At 74.0% G+C, this 23,836-nt stretch carries 21 protein-coding genes and 1 pseudogene; 9 read left to right on the top strand and 13 right to left on the bottom strand.

Translation table 11 applies throughout. The annotated features are described in order from the left end of the window. Nucleotides 1-4 precede the first annotated feature (4 nt). Nucleotides 5-526, bottom strand: coding sequence for a PaaX family transcriptional regulator C-terminal domain-containing protein (locus tag BJF86_RS13935; protein WP_083653125.1), 522 nt, complete (start codon nucleotides 524-526; stop codon nucleotides 5-7). A 71-nt stretch (nucleotides 527-597) separates the two neighbouring features. Then, nucleotides 598-843: pseudogene (locus BJF86_RS19885) on the bottom strand (hypothetical protein); the annotation flags it as partial. Between the two features lie 108 nt (nucleotides 844-951). On the opposite strand from BJF86_RS19885, the gene BJF86_RS13940 reads away from it, so the two are divergent. Further along, nucleotides 952-1,119: a DUF3117 domain-containing protein gene (locus BJF86_RS13940; protein ID WP_022925064.1), complete on the top strand. Its 168-nt coding sequence runs from the start codon at nucleotides 952-954 to the stop codon at nucleotides 1,117-1,119. A 59-nt stretch (nucleotides 1,120-1,178) separates the two neighbouring features. Here the strand turns inward: BJF86_RS13940 and BJF86_RS13945 are convergent, their stop codons facing one another. Then, entirely contained in the window at nucleotides 1,179-1,811 is a 633-nt protein-coding gene (locus tag BJF86_RS13945) for an O-methyltransferase (protein ID WP_075819815.1), read from the bottom strand. A 65-nt stretch (nucleotides 1,812-1,876) separates the two neighbouring features. Here BJF86_RS13945 and sigE point away from each other — a divergent pair, with 65 nt between their 5' ends. The 3 genes from sigE to BJF86_RS13960 are packed head-to-tail and all read left to right on the top strand — an operon-like array spanning nucleotide 1,877 to nucleotide 4,065. Beyond that, the gene (gene sigE, locus BJF86_RS13950) at nucleotides 1,877-2,461 is read left to right on the top strand and encodes an RNA polymerase sigma factor SigE (protein WP_075819817.1); all 585 of its coding nucleotides are present in this window, start codon (nucleotides 1,877-1,879) and stop codon (nucleotides 2,459-2,461) included. Between the two features lie 26 nt (nucleotides 2,462-2,487). Continuing rightward, on the top strand, nucleotides 2,488-3,618 hold the full coding sequence (locus tag BJF86_RS13955) for a S1C family serine protease (protein WP_083653127.1): 1,131 nt from the start codon (nucleotides 2,488-2,490) through the stop codon (nucleotides 3,616-3,618). Nucleotides 3,619-3,675: 57 nt separating this feature from the next. Continuing rightward, entirely contained in the window at nucleotides 3,676-4,065 is a 390-nt protein-coding gene (locus BJF86_RS13960) for a Sec-independent protein translocase TatB (RefSeq protein WP_083653128.1), read from the top strand. Here BJF86_RS13960 and BJF86_RS13965 read toward each other — a convergent pair. The 3 genes from BJF86_RS13965 to BJF86_RS13975 form a co-directional block, all read right to left on the bottom strand. Next, nucleotides 4,062-5,210 carry an Mrp/NBP35 family ATP-binding protein gene (locus tag BJF86_RS13965; protein WP_075819821.1) on the bottom strand — a complete coding sequence of 383 codons (1,149 nt, stop codon included), beginning with the start codon at nucleotides 5,208-5,210 and terminating at the stop codon, nucleotides 4,062-4,064. The two genes, BJF86_RS13960 and BJF86_RS13965, sit on opposite strands and share 4 nt — an antisense overlap. A 78-nt stretch (nucleotides 5,211-5,288) precedes the next feature. Then, entirely contained in the window at nucleotides 5,289-5,885 is a 597-nt protein-coding gene (locus tag BJF86_RS13970) for a DUF1003 domain-containing protein (RefSeq protein WP_075819823.1), read from the bottom strand. Further along, nucleotides 5,878-7,161, bottom strand: coding sequence for a magnesium transporter MgtE N-terminal domain-containing protein (locus BJF86_RS13975; protein WP_075819825.1), 1,284 nt, complete (start codon nucleotides 7,159-7,161; stop codon nucleotides 5,878-5,880). The genes BJF86_RS13970 and BJF86_RS13975 overlap by 8 nt, the downstream gene beginning before the upstream one ends. A gap of 79 nt (nucleotides 7,162-7,240) precedes the next feature. Here BJF86_RS13975 and BJF86_RS13980 point away from each other — a divergent pair, with 79 nt between their 5' ends. Continuing rightward, complete coding sequence (locus BJF86_RS13980; RefSeq protein ID WP_083653129.1) at nucleotides 7,241-7,735, top strand: general stress protein; 495 nt, start codon at nucleotides 7,241-7,243, stop codon at nucleotides 7,733-7,735. 43 nt (nucleotides 7,736-7,778) lie between these two features. Here the strand turns inward: BJF86_RS13980 and BJF86_RS13985 are convergent, their stop codons facing one another. Continuing rightward, on the bottom strand, nucleotides 7,779-9,293 hold the full coding sequence (locus BJF86_RS13985) for an aminopeptidase P family protein (protein ID WP_075819919.1): 1,515 nt from the start codon (nucleotides 9,291-9,293) through the stop codon (nucleotides 7,779-7,781). A gap of 71 nt (nucleotides 9,294-9,364) precedes the next feature. Between BJF86_RS13985 and BJF86_RS13990 the strand changes: the two genes are divergently transcribed. Further along, entirely contained in the window at nucleotides 9,365-10,873 is a 1,509-nt protein-coding gene (locus tag BJF86_RS13990; protein ID WP_083653130.1) for a threonine/serine ThrE exporter family protein, read from the top strand. Between the two features lie 21 nt (nucleotides 10,874-10,894). On the opposite strand, the gene BJF86_RS13995 is transcribed toward BJF86_RS13990, so the two are convergent. Continuing rightward, nucleotides 10,895-11,584: a DcrB-related protein gene (locus tag BJF86_RS13995; RefSeq protein WP_075812806.1), complete on the bottom strand. Its 690-nt coding sequence runs from the start codon at nucleotides 11,582-11,584 to the stop codon at nucleotides 10,895-10,897. 110 nt (nucleotides 11,585-11,694) lie between these two features. On the opposite strand from BJF86_RS13995, the gene BJF86_RS14000 reads away from it, so the two are divergent. Continuing rightward, the gene (locus BJF86_RS14000; RefSeq protein ID WP_075819829.1) at nucleotides 11,695-12,567 is read left to right on the top strand and encodes a PHP domain-containing protein; all 873 of its coding nucleotides are present in this window, start codon (nucleotides 11,695-11,697) and stop codon (nucleotides 12,565-12,567) included. On the opposite strand, the gene BJF86_RS14005 is transcribed toward BJF86_RS14000, so the two are convergent. The 4 genes from BJF86_RS14005 to BJF86_RS14020 form a co-directional block, all read right to left on the bottom strand. Next, entirely contained in the window at nucleotides 12,543-14,036 is a 1,494-nt protein-coding gene (locus BJF86_RS14005; protein ID WP_075819831.1) for a DEAD/DEAH box helicase, read from the bottom strand. The genes BJF86_RS14000 and BJF86_RS14005 overlap by 25 nt on opposite strands. Nucleotides 14,037-14,306: 270 nt before the next feature. Then, nucleotides 14,307-14,576 (bottom strand): GlsB/YeaQ/YmgE family stress response membrane protein, encoded by a 270-nt coding sequence (locus BJF86_RS14010; protein ID WP_187344350.1) that lies wholly within the window; start codon nucleotides 14,574-14,576, stop codon nucleotides 14,307-14,309. A gap of 192 nt (nucleotides 14,577-14,768) precedes the next feature. Beyond that, nucleotides 14,769-14,996 carry a DUF3107 domain-containing protein gene (locus BJF86_RS14015; RefSeq protein ID WP_022925049.1) on the bottom strand — a complete coding sequence of 76 codons (228 nt, stop codon included), beginning with the start codon at nucleotides 14,994-14,996 and terminating at the stop codon, nucleotides 14,769-14,771. A gap of 59 nt (nucleotides 14,997-15,055) precedes the next feature. Further along, on the bottom strand, nucleotides 15,056-15,691 hold the full coding sequence (locus BJF86_RS14020) for a TetR/AcrR family transcriptional regulator (RefSeq protein WP_075819833.1): 636 nt from the start codon (nucleotides 15,689-15,691) through the stop codon (nucleotides 15,056-15,058). A gap of 86 nt (nucleotides 15,692-15,777) precedes the next feature. Between BJF86_RS14020 and BJF86_RS14025 the strand changes: the two genes are divergently transcribed. Continuing rightward, nucleotides 15,778-18,975 carry a UrvD/REP family ATP-dependent DNA helicase gene (locus BJF86_RS14025; RefSeq protein WP_075819835.1) on the top strand — a complete coding sequence of 1,066 codons (3,198 nt, stop codon included), beginning with the start codon at nucleotides 15,778-15,780 and terminating at the stop codon, nucleotides 18,973-18,975. Beyond that, nucleotides 18,972-22,256, top strand: coding sequence for an ATP-dependent helicase (locus tag BJF86_RS14030; protein WP_075819837.1), 3,285 nt, complete (start codon nucleotides 18,972-18,974; stop codon nucleotides 22,254-22,256). Before BJF86_RS14025 ends, BJF86_RS14030 begins: the two co-directional genes overlap by 4 nt. Here BJF86_RS14030 and BJF86_RS14035 read toward each other — a convergent pair. Further along, nucleotides 22,220-23,776, bottom strand: a complete 1,557-nt coding sequence (locus BJF86_RS14035; RefSeq protein WP_237768242.1) for a phosphotransferase — start codon at nucleotides 23,774-23,776, stop codon at nucleotides 22,220-22,222. The genes BJF86_RS14030 and BJF86_RS14035 overlap by 37 nt on opposite strands. Nucleotides 23,777-23,836 lie beyond the last annotated feature (60 nt).

Consider the following 23,836-nt stretch of genomic DNA (forward strand, 5'->3'; position numbering starts at 1 on the left):
CAACCTAACCGGTGGGAGGACCCAGCACCTCGTCCACGTAACGGTCGGCCGCCGGGGCCAGCGCCCGGGCCAGCTCGAGGAAACGCTCCCGCGACCGGTGCCCGGGCCAGTTCGCCGGCAGGACCTGCCGCGGCAGCTCCGGGTCGCGGAAGAGGAACCGCCGCCACTCGTGCACCAGGAGCGTGCGGTCGCGGTAGGACTGCTCCGGTCCGGCGCCCGCGACCTCCGCCACGGCGGGCAGGCCCGCCTCGAAGCGGCGGTGCTGCGCGGCGATCCCCTCGAGGTCCCAGACGCGCGCGGCGAGCAGGGAGCCGTCTTGCACCGGGTCCAGCGCGCCGTGCACGGCGACCCAGCCGATCTCGAGCGGGGCGAGCGAGGCCGCGAGCTCGGGGCTCGGCCGCGGGCTGACCCAGCCGCCCCCGCCCAGCCGGCCGTAGCGAGGTAGGCCAGGGTCGCCGCCACCTGCTCGCGACGCCTCCGGTCGCCCCCGCTGTCCACGTGCACGACGTGCCAGCGGCCGTCCCACGGCGGGGCCGAGCTGGCGTAGATGCGCTCGTGCGCGCGGTGCCAGCGGTCCTGCGCGCGGGCGCTCGCGGCATACCCCCGGGATCCGGTCTCGGTGCGCGGCTCGAGCCAGCCCTGCGCCGCCAGCCGGGAGATCGCGGTGCGCGTGGCGGGGGCCGCCACCTCGACCGTCCCGGTGAGCGTGAGGATGGCCGAGACGGGCGCCCACCAGCCACGTCGTCGCAGGTGGTCGCCGAAGAGGTCGACGACGGCGGAGCGGGCTTGCACGCTGACAGTGTGCCGCACGAGGGGCAGCCAGCGGTCCCGTCCGGCGGGCATCCCGATTATGCGGGCGGGCCGGGAGGGGGGATAATCGCAGGCAGGTACGGCTCCGTCGACACCGCGGCGGGCGAGCGGCACGCGGCCGCGCCACGAGGAAGGGCAACCATGGCAGCAATGAAGCCTCGCACCGGAGATGGTCCGCTGGAAGTCACCAAGGAGGGCCGCGGCATCGTCCTGCGGATGCCTCTGGAGGGTGGCGGGCGCCTGGTCGTCGAGATGAACGCCGAGGAGGCAGGGGCCCTCGGCCAGGCCATCCAGGACTGCGTGGGCTGACCGACCGCCCGCACGACGACGGCCCCCGGACCTCGCGTCCGGGGGCCGTCGTCGTGCGCTCAGCGCTTGACCGCGACGAACAGCCCGTCACCCACCGGCAGCAGCGCCGGGACCAGCCCCTCCTCCTCGCGCAGCGACTTGCCGAGGTCCCGCAGGACGGTCGTGGTCTCGTCCCGCGCCGCCGGGTCGGCCACCTTGTCGTGCCAGAGCATGTTGTCCAGCACCAGCAGGCCCCCGGGGCGCAGCAGGCGCAGCGCCGCCTCGACGTAGACCGGGTAGCCGTCCTTGTCGGCGTCGACGAGCACGAGGTCGTAGGCCCCGTCGGTCAGCCGGCCCAGCACGGCGGCGGCGTCCCCGCTGATCACCCGGGTCCGCTGCGGCGGGATACCGGCGGCGGAGTAGGCCTCGCGAGCCGCCCGCTGGTGCTCCGGGTCGCTGTCGATCGTGGTGAGGATGCCGTCGCGGGGCATACCCTGCAGCAGCCACAGACCGGAGCTTCCCGCGCCGGTCCCCACCTCCACCACGTGCGCGGCGCGCACGGCCGCCGCGAGCAGCCGCAAGGTCGCCCCCGCGCCGTTGCCGAGCGGGGTGGCCCCGAGCTCCTCGCCGCGTCGCTGCGCGGACTCGATGACCGGGTGGGGTGCGATGAAGTCCTCGGCGTAGGCGATCGAGGAGGCCTTGGGTGCTGCCATGGCCGACAGCCTAGCGCCAGCCCGCCGCCCAGCCGGCTCCCAGCCGGACCTGCCATCGTGGGGTCATGTCGGCGCCAGACTGGGTCCCCCCGAGCTGGGAGGAGATCGTCCGCGAGCACTCGCCCCGCGTCTACCGGCTCGCCTACCGGCTGACCGGTGACCCGCACGAGGCGGAGGATCTCACCCAGGACGTCTTCGTGCGTGTCTTCCGCTCGTTGGACTCCTTCCGCCCCGGCACCTTCGAGGGGTGGTTGCACCGGATCACGACCAACCTCTTCCTCGACAAGGTGCGCCGTCGGCAGCGGATCCGGTTCGACGCGCTCACCGACGAGTTGTCCGCCCGCCTGCCGCTGCGCGCCTCGGGCACCGACCCGGAGCAGGTCTACGCCATGACGCACCTGGACGGCGACATCCAGGAGGCGCTGAACGCCCTGCCGCCGCAGTTCCGGGCCGCGGTGGTGCTCGCGGACATCGAGGGCTACTCCTACGAGGAGGTCGCGCAGACGCTGGGGGTCAAGATGGGCACCGTCCGGTCGCGGATCCACCGCGGGCGCGCACTGCTGCGCCAGTCGCTGGCCCACCGCCGCCCCAGCCGCGGCCACAGCCAGGGCGGCGCGACCCTCGGGCGCCCGGCCGCCGCGCTGGGCTGAGGGGTGCGCTGGCACAATCGACTGCCATGAGCGGTCCTCGCAGCCTCGCCCCCGTGGTGGTCGTCGCCGTGCTGGGCGGTCTGCTCGGGGGGATGGGTGGTGCGGTCCTGGCCGACCGGCTGGACACCACGAGCGTGCCGGAGGAGCAGGTGCCGGCGGCAGAGTCTGCCTCGGTCGACGACGAGGCGGCAGCCCCACCGCCACCGGTGGAGGCCGACGGCACGATCAGCGGGCTCTCGCAGGCCGTGCTGCCCAGCGTCGCGCTCATCTCCATCGGCGAGGACGGCGAGCTGGGGCTGGGCTCGGGCTTCGTCGTCCGGGAGGACGGCTACCTGCTCACCAACCACCACGTGATCGAGGTCGCCGGCGAGGACGACCCCATCGTCGTCGAGCTGCCCGGCGAGGAGCCGATGGACGCCGAGCTGGTGGGCTCCGAGCAGGCCTACGACATCGCCGTGCTCCGCGTGGACCGCACCGACCTGGCCCCGCTCGCCTTCGCCGACTCCGACACCCTCTGGGTCGGCCAGACCGTCGTCGCCGTCGGCGCCCCGCTGGGGCTCGACAGCACCGTCACCAGCGGCATCGTCTCGGCCAAGGACCGGCCGGTGGTGGCCGGGGAGACGCAGGAGAGCACGAGCTACATCAGCGCCATCCAGACCGACGCCGCCATCAACCCGGGCAACTCCGGCGGCCCCCTGCTGGACCTCTCCGGGCAGGTGGTCGGCGTCAACTCGGCGATCGCCCAGGTGCCGCAGGCGGCCGGTTTCGGCGGGCCTTCCGGCAGCATCGGGCTCGGCTTCGCGGTCCCCGCCGAGCAGGCCGACCGGACCGCGACCCAGCTCATCGAGACCGGGACCAGCGAGCACCCGGTCATGGGCGTCTTGGTCGACCTCACGTATACCGGCGACGGCGCCCGGGTGCTCGAGGAGGCCGCCGGCGAGGACCCGCCGGTCGTGCCCGGGGGACCGGCCGACCTGGCTGGGATCCGGCCGGGAGACGTCATCCTCGCCGTGGACGGGACGACGATCCGTGACTCGCAGCAGCTCATCGTGGTGCTCCGGTCCTACGCGGTCGGAGACACCGTCGAGCTGGAGATCCGGGACGGGGACGACGGCAGCCGCACCGTCGAGGTCACCCTCGCCGGCTCGGGCGGGTAGGTAGGCTGTGCAGGCCGCCGCGCGCCGCTGCGGCGGCCCTGCGACCGGAGGAGAGGCGTGATCGGGAACCTCGCCGGGGGAGAGATCCTGCTCCTCGTGCTGGCCGCGCTGCTCGTCCTCGGACCGACCCGGCTGCCCGGCTACGCCGCGAAGCTCGGGCAGGGCGTGCGCTACCTGCGGGACCTGGCCGAGGGCGCCAAGGGGCAGCTGCGCGACGAGCTCGGGCCGGGCTTCGACGACATCGACTGGCGCCAGCTCGACCCCCGGCAGTACGACCCGCGCCGCATCGTACGCGAGGCACTCAGCGAGCCCCCGTCGGGCTCGTCGAGCGGCCGAGGCGCGCGGGGGGACGAGCCTGACGAGAAGCCGGTCTCGGCGCGGATGACGCCGGCGCTGCCGGTCCACGACCCGAGCCTGCCGACCCCCTTCGACCTCGACGCGACCTAGACGCGCGCGGTGGGCGTGATGCCGAGCTTGCGGCCCGCCAGACCGCGACCACGGCGGGCCAGCTGCCGCGCCACGCCGCGCAGCGCGGTCGCTGCGGGGGAGTCCTGCTGACCCTCGGCGCCCACCACCGGCGACCCCAGGTCGCCGCCCTCGCGCAGCGTGACGTCCAGGGGTACCTGCCCCAGCAGCGGCACCTGCGCGCCGATCGAGCGGGACAGCGAGTCGGCGACCGCCTGGCCGCCGCCGCTGCCGAAGAGCTCGGTGCGGGTGCCGTCCGGCAGCTCCAGCCAGGACATGTTCTCGATCACCCCGGCGAGGCGCTGGTGGGTCTGCAGCGCGATGGCACCGGCCCGCTCGGCCACCTCGGCGGCGGCCTGCTGCGGGGTGGTGACGACGAGCAGCTCGCTGCTCGGGAGCAGCTGGGCGACGCTGATGGCGATGTCGCCGGTGCCGGGCGGCAGGTCGAGAAGGAGCACGTCCAGATCGCCCCAGTAGACGTCGGCGAGGAACTGCTGCATCGCCCGGTGCAGCATCGGCCCGCGCCACACCACCGGCTGGTTGCCGGGGACGAACATCCCGATCGAGATGACCTTGACCCCGCTCGGCTCGGCCACGGGGGGCAGGATCATGTCGTCGACCTGGGTCGGCGGCTGGGTGACGCCCATCATCCGGGGGACCGAGAAGCCGTAGATGTCGGCGTCCACGACCCCGACCCGGAGCCCTTCGGCAGCCATCGCCACTGCCAGGTTGACGGTGACCGAGGACTTCCCGACGCCGCCCTTGCCGGAGGCGACGGCATACACCGTCGTCAGCGAGTCGGGCTGCGCGAAGGGGATCTCCCGCTCCGTCTGCCCGCCGCGCAGTTGGTCACGCAGCGCCCCGCGCTGCTCGTCGCTCATGACCCCGAGCCGGACGTCGACACCGGTGACGTGCTCGACCTCGGTCACGGCGGCGGTGACGTCCCGCGTGATGGTGTCCTTGAGCGGGCACCCCGGGACGGTGAGCAGCACGGTCACCTGGACGTGGCCCTCGTCGGTGACGTCGACCGCCTCGAGCATGCCGAGCTCGGTGATCGGCTTCTTGATCTCCGGGTCGTTGACCCGGGCGAGGGCAGCGTGCAGGGCGTCGGTGCTGGGGGCGGACATGCCTTCCATGGTAGGTGCCCCGGCGCGGCACCCGGACGGCGGTCGCGCGCCGGCGGTGGGCGTGCGGTGAGGCGCCGGTCAGTCGCGAGAAGGTCGCCGGTCGAGCCCCGACGCGGACGGGTCGGCGGCGTCCTCGGCGACCGCGTCCTGCTCCCGCAGCTCCTCCAGCACGTCCCGCAGCTCGGAGCGCACGAAGTCACGGGTCGCCACGTCGCGCATCGCCAGCCGCAGGGCGGCCACCTCCCGGGTGAGGAACTCGGTGTCCGCCTGGGTGCGCTCGTCGCGGGAGCGGTCCTGCTCCATCTGCACCTTGTCGCGGTCGTCCTGCCGGTTCTGCGCGAGCAGGATCAGCGGCGCGGCGTAGGAGGCCTGCAGGCTGAGCATGAGGGTGAGGAAGATGAAGGCGTAGGGGTCGAAGCGGGCCCCGGCCGGCAGGACCGTGTTCCAGGCGATCCAGAGCAGCACGAAGAGGGTCATCCACACGAGGAACCGTGCGGTGCCCATGAAGCGGGCGAAGCGCTCCGCGAAGGCCCCGAAGCTCTCCGGGTCCATGCGGGCCTGCGGCATCCAGCGCGACTGCTTCGCCAGGGGCTGGTCCAGCCGCGCGCCCTTGGTCTCCTCGCCCCGCCGGGAGCCGCCGCGGGAGCGCGCCGTGTGTCGGGTCGGCTCAGACATCCCCGGCCTCCGTCAGGTCCGACTCGCGCCAGTCGTCGGGAAGGATGTGGTCGAGGACGTCGTCGACGGTGACCGCGCCGAGCAGCCGCCCCTCGGGGTCGGCCACCGGGAGCGCCACGAGGTTGTAGGTCGCCAGGGCCCGGGTGACCACGCCCAGGCTGGCGCCCGGAGCCACCGGGTCGATGTCGGTGTCGAGGATGGAGCCCACGGGCTGGTGCGGGGCCTCGCGCAGCAGGCGCTGGATGTGGATGCTGCCCAGCAGCCGACCGGTGGGGGTCTCGTGCGGGGGCCGGGTGACGTAGACCAGCGACGCGGTCGCGGGGTGCATCTCCTCGCGGCGCACCAGCGCCAGCGCCTCGGCGATGCTGGCCTCCGGGCCGAGGATCACCGGCTCGGTGGTCATGAGGCCGCCCGCGGTGTTCTCGTCGTAGGTCAGCAGCCGCCGGATGTCGGCGGCCTCGTCCGGCTCCATGAGCGCCAGCAGCTCCTCCTGCACCTCCTCGGGCAGGTCGGAGAGCAGGTCCGTCGCGTCGTCGGGCTGCATCGCCTCGAGGATGTCGGCGGCACGCTCGGTCGCGAGGTGGGTGAGGATCTGCATCCGGTCGTCGTCCGGCAGCTCCTCCAGGACGTCGGCCAGGGTCTCGTCGTCCAGGGCGTCGGCCACCTCGGCCCGACGCTTCGCCGACAGGTCGTGGATCGCCTCGGCGAGGTCGGGCGGCTTGAGGTCCTCGTAGGCCTCCAGCAGCGCGGTCGCGGCCTGCGGCGGACCCTGCTCCTGCAGCCCGTCGACCGCCTCGACGTCCACCAGCAGCGTCTCCCCGCGCCGCCGCCGCAGCAGCCCCCGGCGGGGGGCCTCGGCGCGGCCCTTGCGGACGAAGACCTTGGTCAGCCGCCAGTCGCCCCCGCGCTGCTGGTCCATGGCGACGTCCTCGACCACGGCCGGCAGCCGGTCGTCCCCGTCGCTGACGGTGACCTGCCGGTCGAAGAGCTCGCCCACGACGAGGGTCTCCCCGGCCCGCTGCTCGAAGCGGCGCATGTTGACCAGGCCGGTGGTGATGACCTGCCCGGCGTCGATGGAGGTGACCCGGGTGATCGGCACGAAGACCCGGCGGCGGCCGGGGACCTCGACCGCCAGGCCGATGGCGCGCGGGCCGTGGGAGGCGGCCCGACCGGTGAGGGTGACCACCACGTCGCGCACCCGTCCGACCTCGTCACCCAGCGGGTCGAAGACGCTCAGGCCGGCCAGGCGGGCGACGAAGACGCGGTGGGTGCTCACGCGATGAAGAATACGACGGTGGGGAGGCCGCGCGGCGAGGCCGGTCGCGGTGGTCGGGGCGGCTTGGCACAATGGCGAGGTGAGCACTCCCACCGGTTCCCGGCGCCCCATGGCGCGCCCCACGCTCGACCTCGACTACCCGAAGAGCATCGCCGTCTACGACCGCTACGAGCAGGCGCAGGAGGCCGTGGACTACCTCTCCGACCACGAGTTCCCGGTCCAGCAGGTGCTCATCGTCGGCACCGACCTCAAGCAGGTCGAGCGGGTGACCGGACGCCTGACGACCGGCCGGGTCGCGCTGGGCGGCGCGCTGTCCGGGGTGTGGCTCGGGCTCTTCGTCGGCCTCGTCTTCGCCCTCTTCGCCGGTCCGGGCGACACGCTGCTCACGATCGGCTGGACGGCGCTCTTCGGTGCCGTCTTCGGCCTGGTCTGGGGTCTGATCGGGTATGCCTTCACCCGCGGGCGGCGCGACTTCACCTCGGTCACCCAGGTCGTCGCGACCCGCTACGAGGTCCTCACCGAGCACAAGCTCGTCGAGCAGGCCAAGGACCTGCTGGGGTCCAGGCTCACCTGAGCGGGTTCGACGGCGGCCGCCCCGCCGGCCTGCCTCGTCGCGCTCAGCCGCGGCGGCCGCCGGAGCGGACCCAGGCCTCCACCTCGTCCGCCGTCCGCGGCAGCATCGCGGACAGGTTGCGCGACCCGTCGGCGGTCACGACCACGTCGTCCTCGATCCGCACCCCGATCCCGCGCAGCTCCTCGGGCACGAGCAGGTCGTCGGCCTTGAAGTAGAGCCCGGGCTCGACGGTGAGGACCATGCCCTCGCGCAGCTCGCCCTCGACGTAGTCCTCACGCAGCGCCTGCGCGCAGTCGTGCACGTCGATGCCGAGGTGGTGGCTCGTGCCGTGCACCATCCAGCGGCGGTGGAACTGCCCCTCCTGCGCGTCCAGCGTCTGCTCCAGGGTCACGTCCTGCGGCAGCAGGCCCCAGTCGAGCAGGTGCCGCGCGATGACCTCGATGGCGGCGGCGTGGACGTCCTTGAACCGGTTCCCCGGACGCACCGCGGCCAGGCCCGCCTCCTGCGCCTCCAGCACGGCCTCGTAGACTCGGCGCTGCGGCTCGGTGAAGGTGCCCGAGACCGGGACCGTGCGGGTGACGTCGGCCGTGTAGAGCGCGTCGGTCTCGACCCCTGCGTCGAGCAGCAGCAGCTGGCCCTCCTGCACGTCACCGGTGTTGCGGATCCAGTGCAGCGTCGTGGCGTGGTCGCCGGCGGCGCAGATGGAGTCGTACCCGACCCCGTTGCCGGCGTGCCGGGCGTGCAGCCCGAAGACGCCCTCGACCCAGCGCTCGCCGCGGCCTCGCCGGACCGCCTCGGGCAGGTGCTCCACGACGGCGTCGAAGGCGGTGGCGGTGGCGTCGACCGCTTCCTGCATCTGCGCCACCTCCCAGTCGTCCTTGACCATCCGCATCGTCGACAGCGTGCGCGCCAGCTCCAGGTCCGCCTCGGTGCTCGCCTCGACCTGCGCCTGCTCGCCCAGCCCGGCCTGCGCGCGCACCTCGTCGACCTGCTGCGCGACCTCCCGGTCCGCGTCCCGCACGACCCGCACCGCCAGCCCCGAGGGGCCGACGTCCTTGGCCAGCGCGTCCGGGAGCTCGGCCAGGTGACGCGTGGGCATACCCAGCTCCGCGGCGGCCGAGGCGAGCGTCGGGCGGGACCCGACCCAGAACTCCCCGGACCGGGAGTCGGCGAAGAATTCCTCGCTGTCCCTGTCGGCGAGCGGCACGAAGTAGAGGTGCGCCTCATGGCCCTCGCCGTCGGCGGCGGGCTCGAGGACGAGCACCGCGTCCGGTTCGCGGTCGGCACCCAGGCCGGTGAGGTGGGCGAAGGCGCTGTGCGGGCGGAAGACGTAGTCGGTGTCGTTGCTGCGGATCTTCAGCCCTCCGGCCGGCACGACCAGCCGTTCCCCGGGGAAGGCGGCCGAGAGCGTCTCGCGGCGGGCGGCGGCATACCGCGCCGCCTCGGTGAGCTCCGGCAGCTCGGTCGACCGGGGGGCCCAGCCCTCGCGCATGAAGGCCATGAAGGCCTCGCCGGTGGGACGGTTGCGGTGCTCTGCCTGGTGCTGCTTCTCACTCACGGTGGCCATCGTAGGCGGTGCCCAGCGAACACCGAGCGAACGGTCAGCCGCCGGCCCTAGGCTTGCCCCCGATGAGCGACCAGTCCCCCTACACGAGCATGCCCGGCATCGTCACCGGACCGCAGCGGATCGGGCGTCCGCAGCTGATCCCGGCGGCCCGCCTCGGTCGGCAGCTGAAGTACCAGGCGGTGCGCGTGGTGCGCTCCAGCTCGCCGCCCACCACCGCCATCGGCACGTCGATCGCGGCGGACGAGGCGACTCAGCGGCATGCCCGGGCGGTCTGCGACCTGGCCCTGCGGGTGGGGGAGGCACTGCTGTCCACCGGTGCCTCGGCGGCGGACTGCGTCGCGGCGGTCCTGCGGCTCGGGCAGGCCTACGGCATCAGCTCCATGCACATCGACATCACCTACACCTCGATCGCGGTCTCGGTGCACCGCGGTGTCGACGAGGACTCGCTCACCGTCATGCGGGTCATCCCCGACCGTTCGCCGGACTACACCCGGATGGAGGCGGTCCAGCGGCACATCGACGACATCGAGCGCTCCGCCGAACAGGCCCAGGCGGGCATCGGCACGGTGATGGACGTCGACGTGGCGCGGACCAGGCTCGTGTCCCTGCTCTCCTCACCGCACCCCTACCGTCGCTGGGTGGTGACCGCAGGCGCCGCGATCATGTCCGTGGGCGTGGTCATGCTCTACGGCGCCGGGCCGTTCATGTGGCTGGTCGCGGCAGCCTCCGCGGCGCTGGTGGACCGGGTGCAACGACTTCTCTACGTCTGGGGGATCGCGGCCTTCTTCACGCAGGTCATCAGCGCCGCGATACCCGCCGGCATCGGGCTGGTGATGTATGCCGTCGGCCGGGAGAGACCCTCGGTCGTGGTCATCTCCGGCATCGTCGTGCTGCTGGCCGGGCTGAGCGTGCTCGGCGCGGCGCAGGACGCCATCGACGGCTACTACGTGACGGCCGGTGCCCGCGGTCTCGAGGTGGTCATGATGACGCTCGGCATCGCCGTGGGCGTGGCGCTCGTGCTCGGCATCGCGCGCCGGTTCGGGGTCTCGATGGAGGCCGCGCCCTTCGTGGCCCTCGGTGGCACCCCGCTCATCTCGACCATCGGCGCCGCGCTCATCGCGCTCGGCTTCTGCCTCAGCACCTACTCCGGCGTGCGGGTCATCGGGCTGAGCATCGTCATCGCCTCGGGTGCCTGGCTGGTGCTGGAGGCGGGCCTCTTCCTGGGGCTGGCGGCGCCGGCCGCTGTCGCCGTGGCGGCCTCGGTGGTGGGCGCCTTGGCCTTCGCGTCGTTCAAGGTCTTCCGGGTGCCCGAGGACGCCATCGCCACGGCAGGGATCGTCTCGCTGCTGCCCGGGCTCGCGGTCTACCGCGCGCTCTACCTCATCATGCAGAACAACGAGGCCGTCATCCCCGGGGCGGTCCTCTACTTCGTCAGCGCGGTGGCCACCGGCCTCGGTCTGGCCGCAGGCCTGGCCATCGGCAGCTTCACCGCGCGGCGCAAGTTCGGCCTCGACCCCGCGGCCCTGCGGGCACGCCGCCGCTCCCGCGGGACCTACGTCGCGGGAGCCTGAGCCGTCCGGCCGCAGACGGTGTCAGTCGGTCCAGGTCCAGCTGGCGAGCATGTCGTCCAGCACCGGCGCGGCGTCCTCGGCCTGGCTCTCGACCGCCGAGAAGGTCACGACGTAGAGCGTGCCCTCGTGCGACACCCACCGCTGGGTCTGGTGGACCGTCGCGTCCTGCACCTCGCGCACCAGGGTGTAGCCGGGAGCCCGGTTGCCGTCGACCTCGGCGGGCTCGAGCAGCTCGTACTCGCCGTCCTCCCCGGCGAGGTCCTCCGCGGCCTGCTCGACGGCGGAGGTGAGGTTGCCGACGTACTCCTCCTGCGTGATGACCACGTTGGTGTAGAAGTCGTCGACCCGCTCGGCGTCGCGGCCGGCGAGCACCGTGGCCTCGGTCTGGTCCTGGGCGGTGGCCGTGGCGTCCTCCCACGTCCCGGGGAGCGTGACCGTGAAGGTGTCGTCGGTGGCACCGAGCTCCAGCTCCTCGGGCTCCTCCGGCTCGCTGGTGGCGGCGGCCTCCTCGGTCTGGGACGACTCGTCCGCCGCGGTGGTCTGCTCGGCGTCGTCGCCGCTGGGCTCCTCGCTGGCGGCCGACTCCTCGGTCGCGCTGCTCGTCGCCGGGGGCTCGTTCACCGGCTCCTCGTCGGCGCACGCGGCGAGCGACAGCACCGCCAGCAGGCTCGCGGCTCCGGCGGTGCGCAGGGAGGCTCGGGTCGTGGTCATGCTTCTCCTTCGGGCGCGCGTGGCGCGTCACGTGCCGGGATGGGCCCGGTCCGTCGTCGTCGGTCGTGTCCCAGTATGACCGGTCGGCGTCACCGCCTACCGTGTCCTCCATGCCGCGCCTCTCGCCGACCGCCCGGGTCGACCTGCACACGCACTCGACCCACAGCGACGGCACGCAGACGCCCGGCGACCTGGTGCGGGAAGCTGCGGCGACGGGGCTGGACGTCCTGGGACTGACCGACCACGATGCCGTGTCCGGCTGGGAGGAGGCTGACCGCGCCGGCCGGGAGCACGGCGTGGTGGTGGTGCCGGGGGTGGAGATCTCCTGCAGCTGGCAAGGACGGTCGGTGCACCTCCTGGCCTACCTGCCCGACCCGGGCGACGAGGCGTTGTCCGCCGAGCTGGCGCGGACCCGGGAGAGCCGCACGGGTCGGCTTCGTCGCATGGTGCGGCGGCTGGAGTCCGCCGGTTACCCGGTGACCTGGGAGGAGGTGCTGGCGCAGGCGGGCGACGTGCGCTCGCTGGGCCGGCCGCACATCGCCGACGTCCTCGTGCGCCAGGGCAGCTTCCCGGACCGGGACGCCGCCTTCGCGGACGTGCTGCACTCGCGCAGCAGCTTCCACGTGGCGCACTACGCACCGTCCCCGACGGCGGCCATCGAGCTGGTGCGGGCCGCGGGTGGCGCCCCGGTGCTGGCGCACCCCTTCGCCGCCGCGCGCGGGCATACCCTGCCGGAGACGCTGCTCGAGGAGCTGGCTGCCGCGGGGCTTGCCGGGATCGAGGTGGAGCACCGCGACCACACGCCGCAGGACCGCGACCGGGCGGCTCGCCTCGCCCGGCAGCTCGACCTCCTGCCGACCGGGTCCAGCGACTACCACGGCAGCGGCAAGCCCAACCGGCTCGGGGAGCACACCACCTCGGTGGAGGTGCTGCGTGCGCTCCTGGAGCAGACCGCGGGTCAGCTCCTCGGGGCGTCCCCCTGACCCGACGTCGTCCGACGGCGGCGACGCCGACGTCCCGAGCCGCTGGACTCGGTGGTCGTGCTGGTCCTGCTGCCTTGACGGTCCGAGCGCTCGCCGCCGCGCTGCCCGGTGCGGCCGCGGCCGCCCTGGCCACCGCGGTCGCGGCGCCCTCCCGAGCGGCCCCCGCGACCGCGCCGGTGGTCGCTGCCCGGCGCCTCGATGTCCTCGACCTTCTCGGCGCCGAGCCCCTCGCGGGTCCGGGCCGAGCGGGGCAGGGTGCCCCGGGTGCCCTCCGGGATGCCGAGCTGCTCGAACAGGTGGGGGCTGGAGGAGTAGGTCTCCTCCGGCTCCGGGTAACCGAGGTCGAGGGCCTTGTTGATCAGCCCCCAGCGGGGCATGTCGTCCCAGTCCACGAAGGTGATCGCGACACCGGTGGCGCCGGCCCGGCCGGTGCGGCCGATCCGGTGCAGGTAGGTCTTCTCGTCCTCGGGGCACTGGTAGTTGATGACGTGGGTGACGGCCTCCACGTCGATGCCGCGGGCCGCGACGTCGGTGGCGACCAGGATGTCCACCTTGCCGGTGCGGAAGGCCCGCAGCGCCTGCTCGCGCGCGCCCTGGCCCAGGTCGCCGTGGATCGCGGCCGCCGCGAAGCCACGGTCCGCCAGCTCGTCCGCGACCTTGGCAGCGGTCCGCTTGGTGCGCGCGAAGACGATGGTCAGCCCACGTCCCTCCGCCTGCAGGATGCGCGCGAGCATCTCCACCTTGTCCATGGCGTGCGCCCGGTAGGCGAACTGCTCGACGGCGGCGACGGTGTGGCCCTCGCCGTCCTCGCTGACCGCACGGATGTGCGTCGGCTGCGTCATGTAGCCACGGGCCAGGGAGACCACGGCGCCGGGCATGGTCGCGGAGAAGAGCATGGTGTGCCGACCGGCGGGGGTGAGCGCCAGCAGCCGCTCGACGTCCGGCAGGAAGCCCAGGTCGAGCATCTCGTCGGCCTCGTCCAGCACCACGGTGCGGGCGTGCGCCAGGCTGAGATGACCCTTCGAGGCGAGGTCGAGCAGCCGGCCCGGGGTGCCCACGACGACCTCGACCCCGCGCTGCAGGGCTTCGATCTGCGGCTCGTAGGCGCGACCGCCGTAGACCGTCAGCACCCGGATCCCCCGGTGCGCACTGGCCTTGGTGAGGTCGCCCGCCACCTGCACCGCGAGCTCGCGGGTGGGGGCCACGACGAGGGCCTGCGGGGCGCCGGGGCGCTCCTGGGCGGAGAACTCGGGGTCGTCCGGCGCGACGACGTGGTGGAGCAGGGGGAGGCCGAAGCCGAGGGTCTTGCCGGTCCCGGTCTTGGCCTGGCCGATGATGTCGTGGCGGGACAGGGCGACGGGCAGGGTCATGGCCTGGATCGGGAAGGGGTGGGTGATCCCTCCGTCGGCCAAGGCACGGACGATGTCGGGGTGGAGGTCGAAGTCGGCGAACGCGCGGTCTTCCTGCATGGGTGATCCTCTCGATCGGGTGGCCGTCCGAGCGCCGTGCGGCGGGACGGTCCGGGCCGATCGGAGACGATCCATGGGGAGGTCGGGCGCCACGCCCGACCCACGACGCCGCCTGCTTCCTCGTGGCAGGACGGCCGACCGGGCACCGGTGTACGACAGGTCAGTCTACCCGCTGGCCGGGCAGCCCCGGACGCACGACGACGGCGCGCCCCCCGGTGGGTGACGCGCCGCCGCGGCCTGTGCTCGCCCTCCGGGGGCGGGCAGGGTCAGTCAGCTGACCGCCTTGCGGCCGGTGATGGCGCCGTAGACCAGCACGGCGACGATGGCGAAGATCGTGCCGAGGATGAGACCCCAGAAGCTGAACTGCGCGCCGCTGGTGCCGAGGAACCGCGATCCCACGAAGGAGCCGAGCAACGAGCCGACGGCGCCCAGCAGGATGGTCATGGGGACGGAGATGTTCTGCTTACCCGGCAGGATGAGCCGGGCGAGCGGGCCGACGATGCAGCCGACGATGAGTGCGACGATGATGGTCGTGATCATGGGGAATGCCCCTTTCGCAAAAGCCTCCCGGGCGGGGCTTTCCGTCCCGGGTGGCCCATCGGTCGTGCGGGCACGGGTCGATGAGCCGCGCTCACGGTAGTGCGCAGACACCACAGGCGCCACTCCGGGCGCCGCGTGTCTGCGCACTCGTGACCGAACCGTGACGCGGCCTGTCCGGCGGCGTGCCGCCGGTCAGTGGCTCCCGAAGCCGACCCGACCCTTGTCCTGCGCGCCGATCTCGACGTAGGCGAGGGTCGTGGTGGGGACGATGACGGTCCGTCCCTTGTCGTCCTGCAGCTCCACGACCGGAGCCTGGGTGGTGAGAGCCTCGGTCACGGCCTGGCGGACCGCCTCCGGGGTCTGGGCGGACTCGAACGTCACCTCGCGCCCGACGTCACGGACACCGATGCGGACCTCCACGACAAACCTCCACGACATGCTCGGGTGGCGACGACCCGGTCGGGCCGTGCCCCGCCAGCCTAGCCCTGGGCGACGGACGTCGTCCGTGGGGGGACCGCGCCCCAGCCGCGCCACGCGATGGTCGAGAGCAGCTCGAGCACGCGCTCGCGGGCCATCGTGTCGCGGCGGCTGTACCAGCTCAGCGCCGCCGCCTGGGCCATACCGGCCATGGCGGTGCCCAGCAGGACACACTCGTCCCACGACAGGTCCGTCTCCTCGGCCAGGACCCGTCCCATGGACTCGCCGCACGCCCGGCGGGTCCGCTCGACGATGGCCGACACCGCGGCCTCGGACGCCATGTCCGACTGGAAGAGGACCGAGTAACCCGACGAGGGCGACTCGACGAACTCGAAGAACTGGCTGAGGCACCCCGAGATGCGGGCGTGGTTGGTCTGACCCGTGTCGAGGGCGCTGTCGATGGTGCGGACGACCTCGTCCGACACCGACTCCGCGACGGCGAGGTAGAGGTCGAGCTTGCTGCTGAAGTGCTGGTAGAGCACGGGCTTGCTCACGCCGGCACGGACGGCGATGTCGTCCATCGCGGTCGCGTGGTAGCCGGACTCGGCGAAGGCCTCCTGGGCAGCACCGAGGAGCTGGGCACGGCGTTCGTCGCGGGGCAGGCGCAGCCTGCGGTCACGGGGCGGGGGGCTGGTCACGGGTCCCTCTCCTTCTTCGAGAGATCAGTCTACGTCCCAGGACCCGGCGGGGACGGTCTGTCTCCGCCGGGTGATGAGATGGAGTCATGTCCGTGACCGACCGAGGGCCGAGCGCAGCGCTCGACCCCACCCAGGAACGCGTGGTGGCCCACCGCGACGGCGTCCTCGTCGCGCAGGGGGCACCGGGCACGGGCAAGACGACTGTGCTGGTCCGGCACGTCCAGCAGCGGATCTCCGCCGGCCTCGCCCCGGACCACTGCCTCGTCATCGCGCCGACCCGGCAGTCGGCGAGCCGGGTCCGCACCGCGATCGCGCGTGGCCTCGGGGCGACCCACACCCAGCCGCTGGCCCGGACGGCGGCATCCCTCGCCTTTGCCGTGCTCCGGCTGGCCGCTGCGCGGGCGGACGAGCCGGCACCGCGGCTCATCTCCGGGGCGGAGCAGGATGCCGTGCTGCGGGAGCTGCTCGCCGGGCACGAGGAGAGCGGCACCGGCCCGTCCTGGCCCCCTGACCTCGAGCTCGCCCGTCGCACCACCGGCTTCCGGGACCAGCTGCGGGACCTGCTCATGCGCGCGGTCGAGCACGGGGTCGGCCGGGCGGACCTGGAGCACCTGTCCCGGGTCCACGGGCGGCCCGAGTGGGCCTGCGCGGGGGAGGTGCTGGAGGAGTACGACCAGGTCACGGCACTGGCCGACCCCGGCAGCTATGACCCTGCGTGGATCTGCACCGCGGCTGCGGGACTCCTCGAGGGCGACGAGTCGTTGCGCGCCGTCGTGCACGAGAGGGTGAGCTTCGTGGGCGTCGACGACGCGCAGGAGCTGACGGCCTCGGCCGCACGTCTCCTGGACGTCGTCCGACCCGCAGGTGTCGACAGCGTGCTCGTCGGCGACCCGGACGCGGCGGTCCTCGGGTTCCGCGGCGCGGTCCCCGGCGCCTTCCTGGAGCTCGGTGAGCGATGGGCGGGAGAGGCCGGCCCGGCACGGGAGACGCTCGGGGTGCGGCACGGGACCAGCGGCGCGGTGGGCGAGGTGGTCGACCGGGTCGCGCAGCGGATCGGCCTCGTCGGGGACGCCCGGCACCGCGGACCGATCAGCGGCGACGAGCAGGGGACGGGATCGGTGCGGATCACCCGCAGCGCCGCCCAGGAGGCCTCGCTGGTGGCGCGGTGGCTGCGGCACGCCCACCTCGTGGAGGGTGTCCCCTGGCAGGAGCTGTCGGTGATCGCCCGGAGCGTGCAGCAGCAGGACGCCGTGCGTCGTGCGTTGGCCTCGGGCGGGGTGCCCGTGCGGGTGGACCGGTCCTCGGTGCCGATCGGGTCGGACCCGGCGGCGCGACCGCTGCTGCTCGCGCTCGACATCGTCACCCGGGAGGCCCCCGGCGTCGGACCGGGCTGGAGCGTGGACCCGGAGGAGGCGCTGGAGCTGCTGCAGAGCCCGCTCGGGGGCATGGACCCGGTCGGGCTGCGTCGGCTGCGTCGTTCGCTGCGGGGTGCCGAGCTCGCGGCAGGCGGTCTGCGACGCGCGGACGACCTGGTCGCCCTGCGGGTCAACGACCCTGATCTGCGCAGCGCCGCCCCGGCCGACCTGCCCCCGGAGCTCGCGCCGGTCGCGCGGGTGGGTCGGCTCCTCGACGCCGGCCGGGAGGCGGTCGTGCGAGGCGGGTCCACGCCTGGTCGCGGCGAGGGCTCGGGCCAGGCCGTCACCGGACCGGACGAGATCGTGTGGGCACTGTGGTCGGCGAGCGGGTTGGCTGCGTCCTGGAGCCGGCAGGCCGCGGGCGGGGGAGCGCTCGGAGCCCGTGCCGACCGCGATCTCGATGCCGTGCTGGTGCTCTTCGAGGCCGCCGAGTCCTACGCGGAGCGGCTGCCCGGCGCCCAGCCACGGTCCTTCCTGGACTCCGTGCGCAGCGCCGAGCTGGCTGCCGACACCCTGGTCCAGGGGGCGCGTCGCACCGAGGCCGTCGAGGTGCTGACCCCCCATGCCGCGGCAGGGCGTCGGTGGCGGCGGGTGGCCGTCGTCGGGGTGCAGGACGGCATCTGGCCCGACCTGCGGCTGCGCGACACGTTGCTGGGTGCCGAGGCGCTGGTGTCGGCGGTCCACGGGCGGCCTGTCGCCGGTCCGGAGGCCTGGCGTGCCGCCCAGGCGGCGGTGCGCGCGGACGAGCTGCGACAGTTCCACGTCGCGGTGAGCCGGCCGACCGAGGGGTTGCTGGTCACCGCTGTCGCCTCCACCGACGACCAGCCCTCGGGACTGCTCGACCTGGTCGAGCCGGGTTTCCGGGAGCGCCCGCCCGCGGAGGTGCCGCCGCCGATGACGCTGCGCGGGCTGGTCGCCGAGCTACGGCGGGCCGCTGTGCGGTCGCACCGCGAGGGGGACCGCAGCACCCGGGACGCCGCCGTGGGCCTGCTGCGGCGGCTCGCCGTCGAGGACGTGCCGGGTGCGGACCCGGCCGCGTGGTGGACGCTGCGGGAGACCTCGAGCACGGCACCGGTGCGCCCGGAAGGGCCGGTGCGGGTGTCACCCTCGCGGTTGCAGACCTTCCGGGACTGCGAGCTGCGATGGTTCCTCACCTCGCGCGGGGCGGAGACCGGTGAGGCCTTCCGCGCCGAGCTCGGCACCCTCGTCCACGACATCGTGGCCCATACCCCGGACGCCTCCGTGCCTGAGCTCACCGCCGAGCTGGACCGGCGCTGGGACGACCTGGGGCTGGTGGAGGGGTGGGTCTCGGAGCGCGCCCAGCAGGACGCCCGACGGATGCTGGAGAGGTATGCCGACTACGTCGCCCGGGCGCGGGCCGCCGGCCGGGAGCTCGTCGGCAGCGAGCTCGACCTGTCGGTGCTGCTCGGTGCTGCGGACGACCAGGATCGCGAGCGCGGCCGGGACGCACGTCTCGTCGGGGCCGTCGACCGGTTGGAGCGCACCAGCGAGGGCGCCCTGGTCGTCGCGGACCTTAAGACCGGGAGCACCCCGGTGCCGAAGGCCGACGTGGAGCAGCACGCGCAGCTCGCGGCCTATCAGGTGGCGGTGACCGAGGGCGCCTTCGGTGAGCTCGGCTCCCGCAGCGGCGGTGCCCGGTTGGTGCAGCTCGGCGCCTCAGGTGCGGTGGAGCAGGCGCAGCCACCCCTGGGCGAGGCGGACGACCCGGCCCACGCGAGACGCACGATCAGGGAGGCTGCCGCAGGAATGGCCGGCGCCGGGTTCACCGCGCGCGACCTGGAGCGTCGCTGTCGGCGCTGCCCGGCGCGCTTCGCCTGCCCGCTCCAGCCCGAAGGAGCCTCACGATGACGACGGCGCAGCCGCGGTGGTCCCCGCAGGACCTGGCCTCGGCGCTGGGAGCCCCGGAGCCGACCCCCGAGCAGTCGGCGGTCATCACCGCGCCGTTGCGTCCCGGGGTGGTGGTCGCCGGGGCCGGCTCCGGCAAGACGGAGACGATGGCCTCCAGGGTGTTGTGGCTCGTGGCCAACGACCTGGTCCGTCCGCAGGACGTGCTGGGCCTGACCTTCACCCGCAAGGCCGCGCTGGAGCTGGCGTCGCGGCTCACGTCCCGGCTGCGGCAGCTGCGGGAGGCGGGGGTGTGGTCCCCCGGGGGCACCGAGGCGTCCGGCACGGACGGCTTCGACCTCCCGACCATCTCGACCTACCACGCCTACGCGGGTCGGCTCGTGACCGAGCACGGCCTCCGGCTCGGCGTCGAGCCGGACGCGGTGCTCCTGTCGGAGGCCGCCTGCTGGCAGCTCGCCCACGACGTGGTGACCCGCTACACGGGCGACATGAGCGGCATGACCAGCGCAGCGAGCACCGTTGTCCGTGCGGTCATCTCCCTGTCCGCCGAGCTCGGCGAGCACCTTGTCGAGGCTGACGACGCCCACGCCTTCCTGCACGACCTGGCCCGCCGGGTGGAGGACCTCCCGCACGAGGGACGACCGCTCAAGACCGGGCGGGACCTCGCGGCCGACCTGCGTCGGCAGGCCCTGCTCTATCCCGTGGTCCAGGCCTACCGGCAGGCCAAGACGGCGCGTGGAGCGCTCGACTTCGGGGACCAGATGGCGCTCGCGGCCCGACTGGCGCGGGACGTGCCGGCGGTCGCGGAGATGGAGGGCGCACGCTACGGGGCAGTGCTGCTGGACGAGTTCCAGGACACCTCGGAGGCGCAGATGGTGCTGCTCACGTCCCTCTTCGCGGGCCGGGAGCTGCCGATCACCGCGGTCGGCGACCCGCACCAGTCCATCTACGGTTGGCGCGGGGCCAGCGCCACGACCCTCACACGCTTCCCGCGCGACTTCGCCCTCGAGGGGGTGCCTGCCCCAGTGCTCCAGCTGAGCACGTCCTGGCGCAACGACGCCGCCGTGCTCGACGCGGCCAACGTCGTCGCCGCGCCGCTGCGGGAGGAGGCCGCGGTCCCGGTCGAGACCCTGCGCGCCCGTCCCGGCGCCGGGCCCGGGCTCCTCGAGGTCGCCCGCCTCACCGACCACGTCGTCGAGGCCGAGCACGTGGCCGACTGGGTGCGGCAGCGGTGGGAGAGCTCGTCCCGTGTCACCGCCGCGGTGCTGTGCCGGGCCCGCTCGCAGTTCGCCCCGGTCGTCGATGCGTTGCGCCGCCGCGGCCTCCCGGTGGAGGTGGTGGGCCTCGGGGGACTGCTCGACACCCCCGAGGTGCTCGACCTCGTCGCCCTGCTGTGGGTGGCGCAGGAGCCGACGCGCGGCGACCAGCTGATCCGGTTGCTGGCCGGGCCGGTGTGCCGGCTCGGTGCCGCGGACGTGGACGCCCTGTGGGCGAGGGCCGGCGAGCTCGCCCGGAGCGGTGGCGCGGTGCCGGGGGAGCGTGACCATGCCCCCGTGCTGGCCGAGGCGGTGGAGCGACCGCCCGGCGAGGGCTGGGCCGGGCCCGGCGGCGAGCGGATGTCGGAGACCGGCGCACGCCGGGTGTCGTGGTTGGCGGAGGTGGTGCGGCGGGTGCGCTCGTTGACGAGCCTGCCGCTGGCCGACCTCGTCGTCGAGAGCGAGCGCCTGTTGGGGCTGGACATCGAGGTGGCGGCAGATCCCGACCTGCACCCCACCTGGGGGAGGGCGCCGATCGACGCCCTCGCGGAGGTCGCGGCCGGCTATGCGCACAGCGCCCAGCGGGTGAGCCTGGGCGGGTTCCTGGACTGGTTGGACGCGGCTCGCGAGCACGAGCGCGGGTTGGAGGATGCCGAGGTGCCCGAGCTGGCCGAGGTGTCCGTCGACACGGCGGCGGTGCAGGTGCTGACCGTGCATGCGGCCAAGGGTCTGGAGTGGGACGTCGTGGCGGTGCCGGGCATGGTCGAGGGCACCTTTCCGGCGGGTCGGACCACGCCGGAGCACCGCGAGGGCACCTGGCGGGTCAAGCCACGCGCGGAGAAGGGCTGGCTCGTCGGGATCGGCAAGCTTCCCACGCCGCTGCGCGGTGACCGGGCCGGCCGCCCCGACATCGCCTGGTCCTCGGTGGTGCACACCCGCGACCTGCGATCCCGGCTGGAGGAGCTCTACCTCGCCCAGGGGCGCTACGCCGTCGAGGAGGAACGCCGCCTGGCCTACGTCGCCCTCACCCGGGCGCGGCACCGACTGCTCCTCACCGCACCGGTCTGGTCGACCGGGCTGCGCCCACGGGTGACCTCCCGCTTCCTGGAGGAGCTGCGTGCCCGGCCCGACGTCCGGGTCGGTCCGTGGGCAGACCTGCCCGACCCGGACGAGCCGGCGCAGATGCGCAACCCGCGTCTGGACGAGCAGCTCAGTGCCGACTGGCCCCGGCCGATGGTCCGCGACGAGCGACGGGCGGCGGTCCAGGACGTGGCGGCGGCGCTGGTGGCGGAGCACGCCACCCGAGAGTCGACGCGCACCGTCGAGCCCGACGAGGAGTCGTGGGAGTCGACGGTCCGTCTGCTCCTGGCCGAACGGGCCCGGAGGCACCAGCCGGAGTCCGAGGTGTCCCTCCCGGCCCACCTGTCCACCTCTGCTGTCGTGGAGCTCGCCGCCGACCGCGCGGCCTTCGTCGAGGCGCTGCGTCGTCCGCTACCGACCCCACCTGCGCCGCACGCGCGGGTGGGGACGGAGTTCCACGCCTGGGTCGAGCAGCACTACGCCTCGGCGACCCTCGTCGACCTCGACGACCTGGACGCCGGGGCGAGATCGACGCAGGCGCCGGACCTGCGCGGGCTGCGACAACACTTCCTCGCGAGCGAGTGGGCCGACCGCACCCCGGTCGCGGTGGAGGTCCCGGTCCAGACCACGGTGGCCGGGACCACCGTCGCCGGTCGGATCGACGCCGTCTTCGACGACGGCGACGGTCGGGTCACCCTCGTCGACTGGAAGACGGGCTCACCAGGGAGCCCCGACCAGCAGCGGGTGCGTGCGCTCCAGCTGGCCGTCTACCGGCTGGCCTTCGCACGACTGACCGGGAGGGAGGTCGAGGAGGTCGGCGCAGCCTTCTTCTACGCGGCGACGGGGACCACGGTCCGTCCGGAGCTGCCGACCGAGGACGTGCTCGAGGAGCTCCTGGTCGACGACCCCCATCAGCTGCGGGGGTCCTCCTCCGGCGGCATGCCGTAGAGGTCGTGCAGTCGGGTGTCGTCGTCGAGCAGCTCCTCGCCGGATGAGCGCCTGTCGGCCTTCGGCGCGGAGCCATCCTCGGCTCCCGGCGTGGAGTCGTCCTCGTCGGCATCCGGCCTGGGCCCGTCCTCGGCTCCCGGCGACGAGTCGTCCTGGGGCTCCTGCTGGATCCGCTGCGGCTCCGGCATCGGGACCTCCGCGGTGATGTCCGTGTCGGGCTCGGAGGACCGGTCGTCCGGGTGCGGGTGCGGGTCGCCGTCGTCCAGGAAGGGATCGGGCTGCGCCGTGTCGTCGAGACCGGGGTCGTCGAGCGCGTCGTCCTCGTCGTCCGTGCTGTCGACGTCGTCGTCGCCCGTGCTTTCGACGACTTCGGGCTCGGCCTCGACCTCGCTCTCGACCTCGGCTGCGGTCTGGGTCTCGACACTGTCATCGCCCACGGAGCCGTCGAGGTGCTGCGGCTTCGGCCCGTCCATCCCAGGGTCGTCCGCGCTCGGGCCGGCGTCCTCCGGATCGGACGCCGCCGACGAGGCGTGCCCGCCCGTCGTCACGGCGGCCGTCCCCGCGCCGCGCGCCGTCACCGGCACCAGGGAGTCCTCGTCCTCGGTGAGCCGGTCCATCCGGCGCAGCGCCTCGACGACCCGCCGGGCGGCATCCTCGTCGCCCACTGAGACGTGATGCGCGAGGCCGCGCAACCTCCGGGTCTCGGCGAGGAGGCGGGCCCGGGCGTGCAGGTAGGGGTCCGGGCGCTGGGCGCGGGCCAGTGCGTAGCTGTCCAGCACGGCGTCCCAGGCCTCGGGCGAGGCACGGCTGTAGAGGTCGGCCAGGTCCGCGGCCGGGTCGCCGACCATCGCCTCGTCCCAGTCGGTGACGGCGACGACCCTGCCGCTGTCGGCCGTGTCGTCGGCGAAGGCCACCACGACCGTCCCGCCGCGGAACGCGCCGTGGACGGGGGTGCTGGCGAACTGCCACAGCGGGGCCGCGTCGAAGGCCTCCTCCCACCGCGCCAGCAGCCGGGTCGGCACCCGTCCGGACTCGGCGGCCCGGTCGACCTCGGAGATGAGCCGCTGACGGCAGCCGGAGGCGTCGAAGTACGGCACGTCCTGCTGCTCGAAGACAGCGACGGGGATGTTGTGGACGGCCGCGAGGGCACGACCCACCGCGTGGGCGAGCCCGGTCCCCGGCGGGAGCTGGGCGAAGTCCAGCGTCGACCCCTCGACGTGCGGATAGACCGCGGCGTGGCCCTCCTGACCGACGGCCGCGTAGCCCACGGGTGCGGGCACCTTGAAGGGCACGTGGCGCGAGAGCTGTCGCACCAGCTCGTCGTTGCGGCGCAACCTCGCGCCGGTCACGGCGGACAACGGTGACCGGACCAGCCAGCGCCGACCGGTGGCGTCCTCCACGACCGCTTGCTGGAGCTCGGTCTCCTCGCCCGGCTCGACACCCATCCCCGCCACGGCCACCGGCTTCATCCCCGGGACAGCGGCGCTCGCGAGGGCTGCCAGGGCCAGGTCTGTACGCATCACGGCTCCCACGGTATGCCGTGCCGACGCCGACGCGCGGCAATCCCCCCGGCACGCCCC

This window comes from Serinicoccus sp. CNJ-927 (genome assembly GCF_001942435.1).
GTDB classification, from domain to species: domain Bacteria; phylum Actinomycetota; class Actinomycetes; order Actinomycetales; family Dermatophilaceae; genus Ornithinicoccus; species Ornithinicoccus marinus.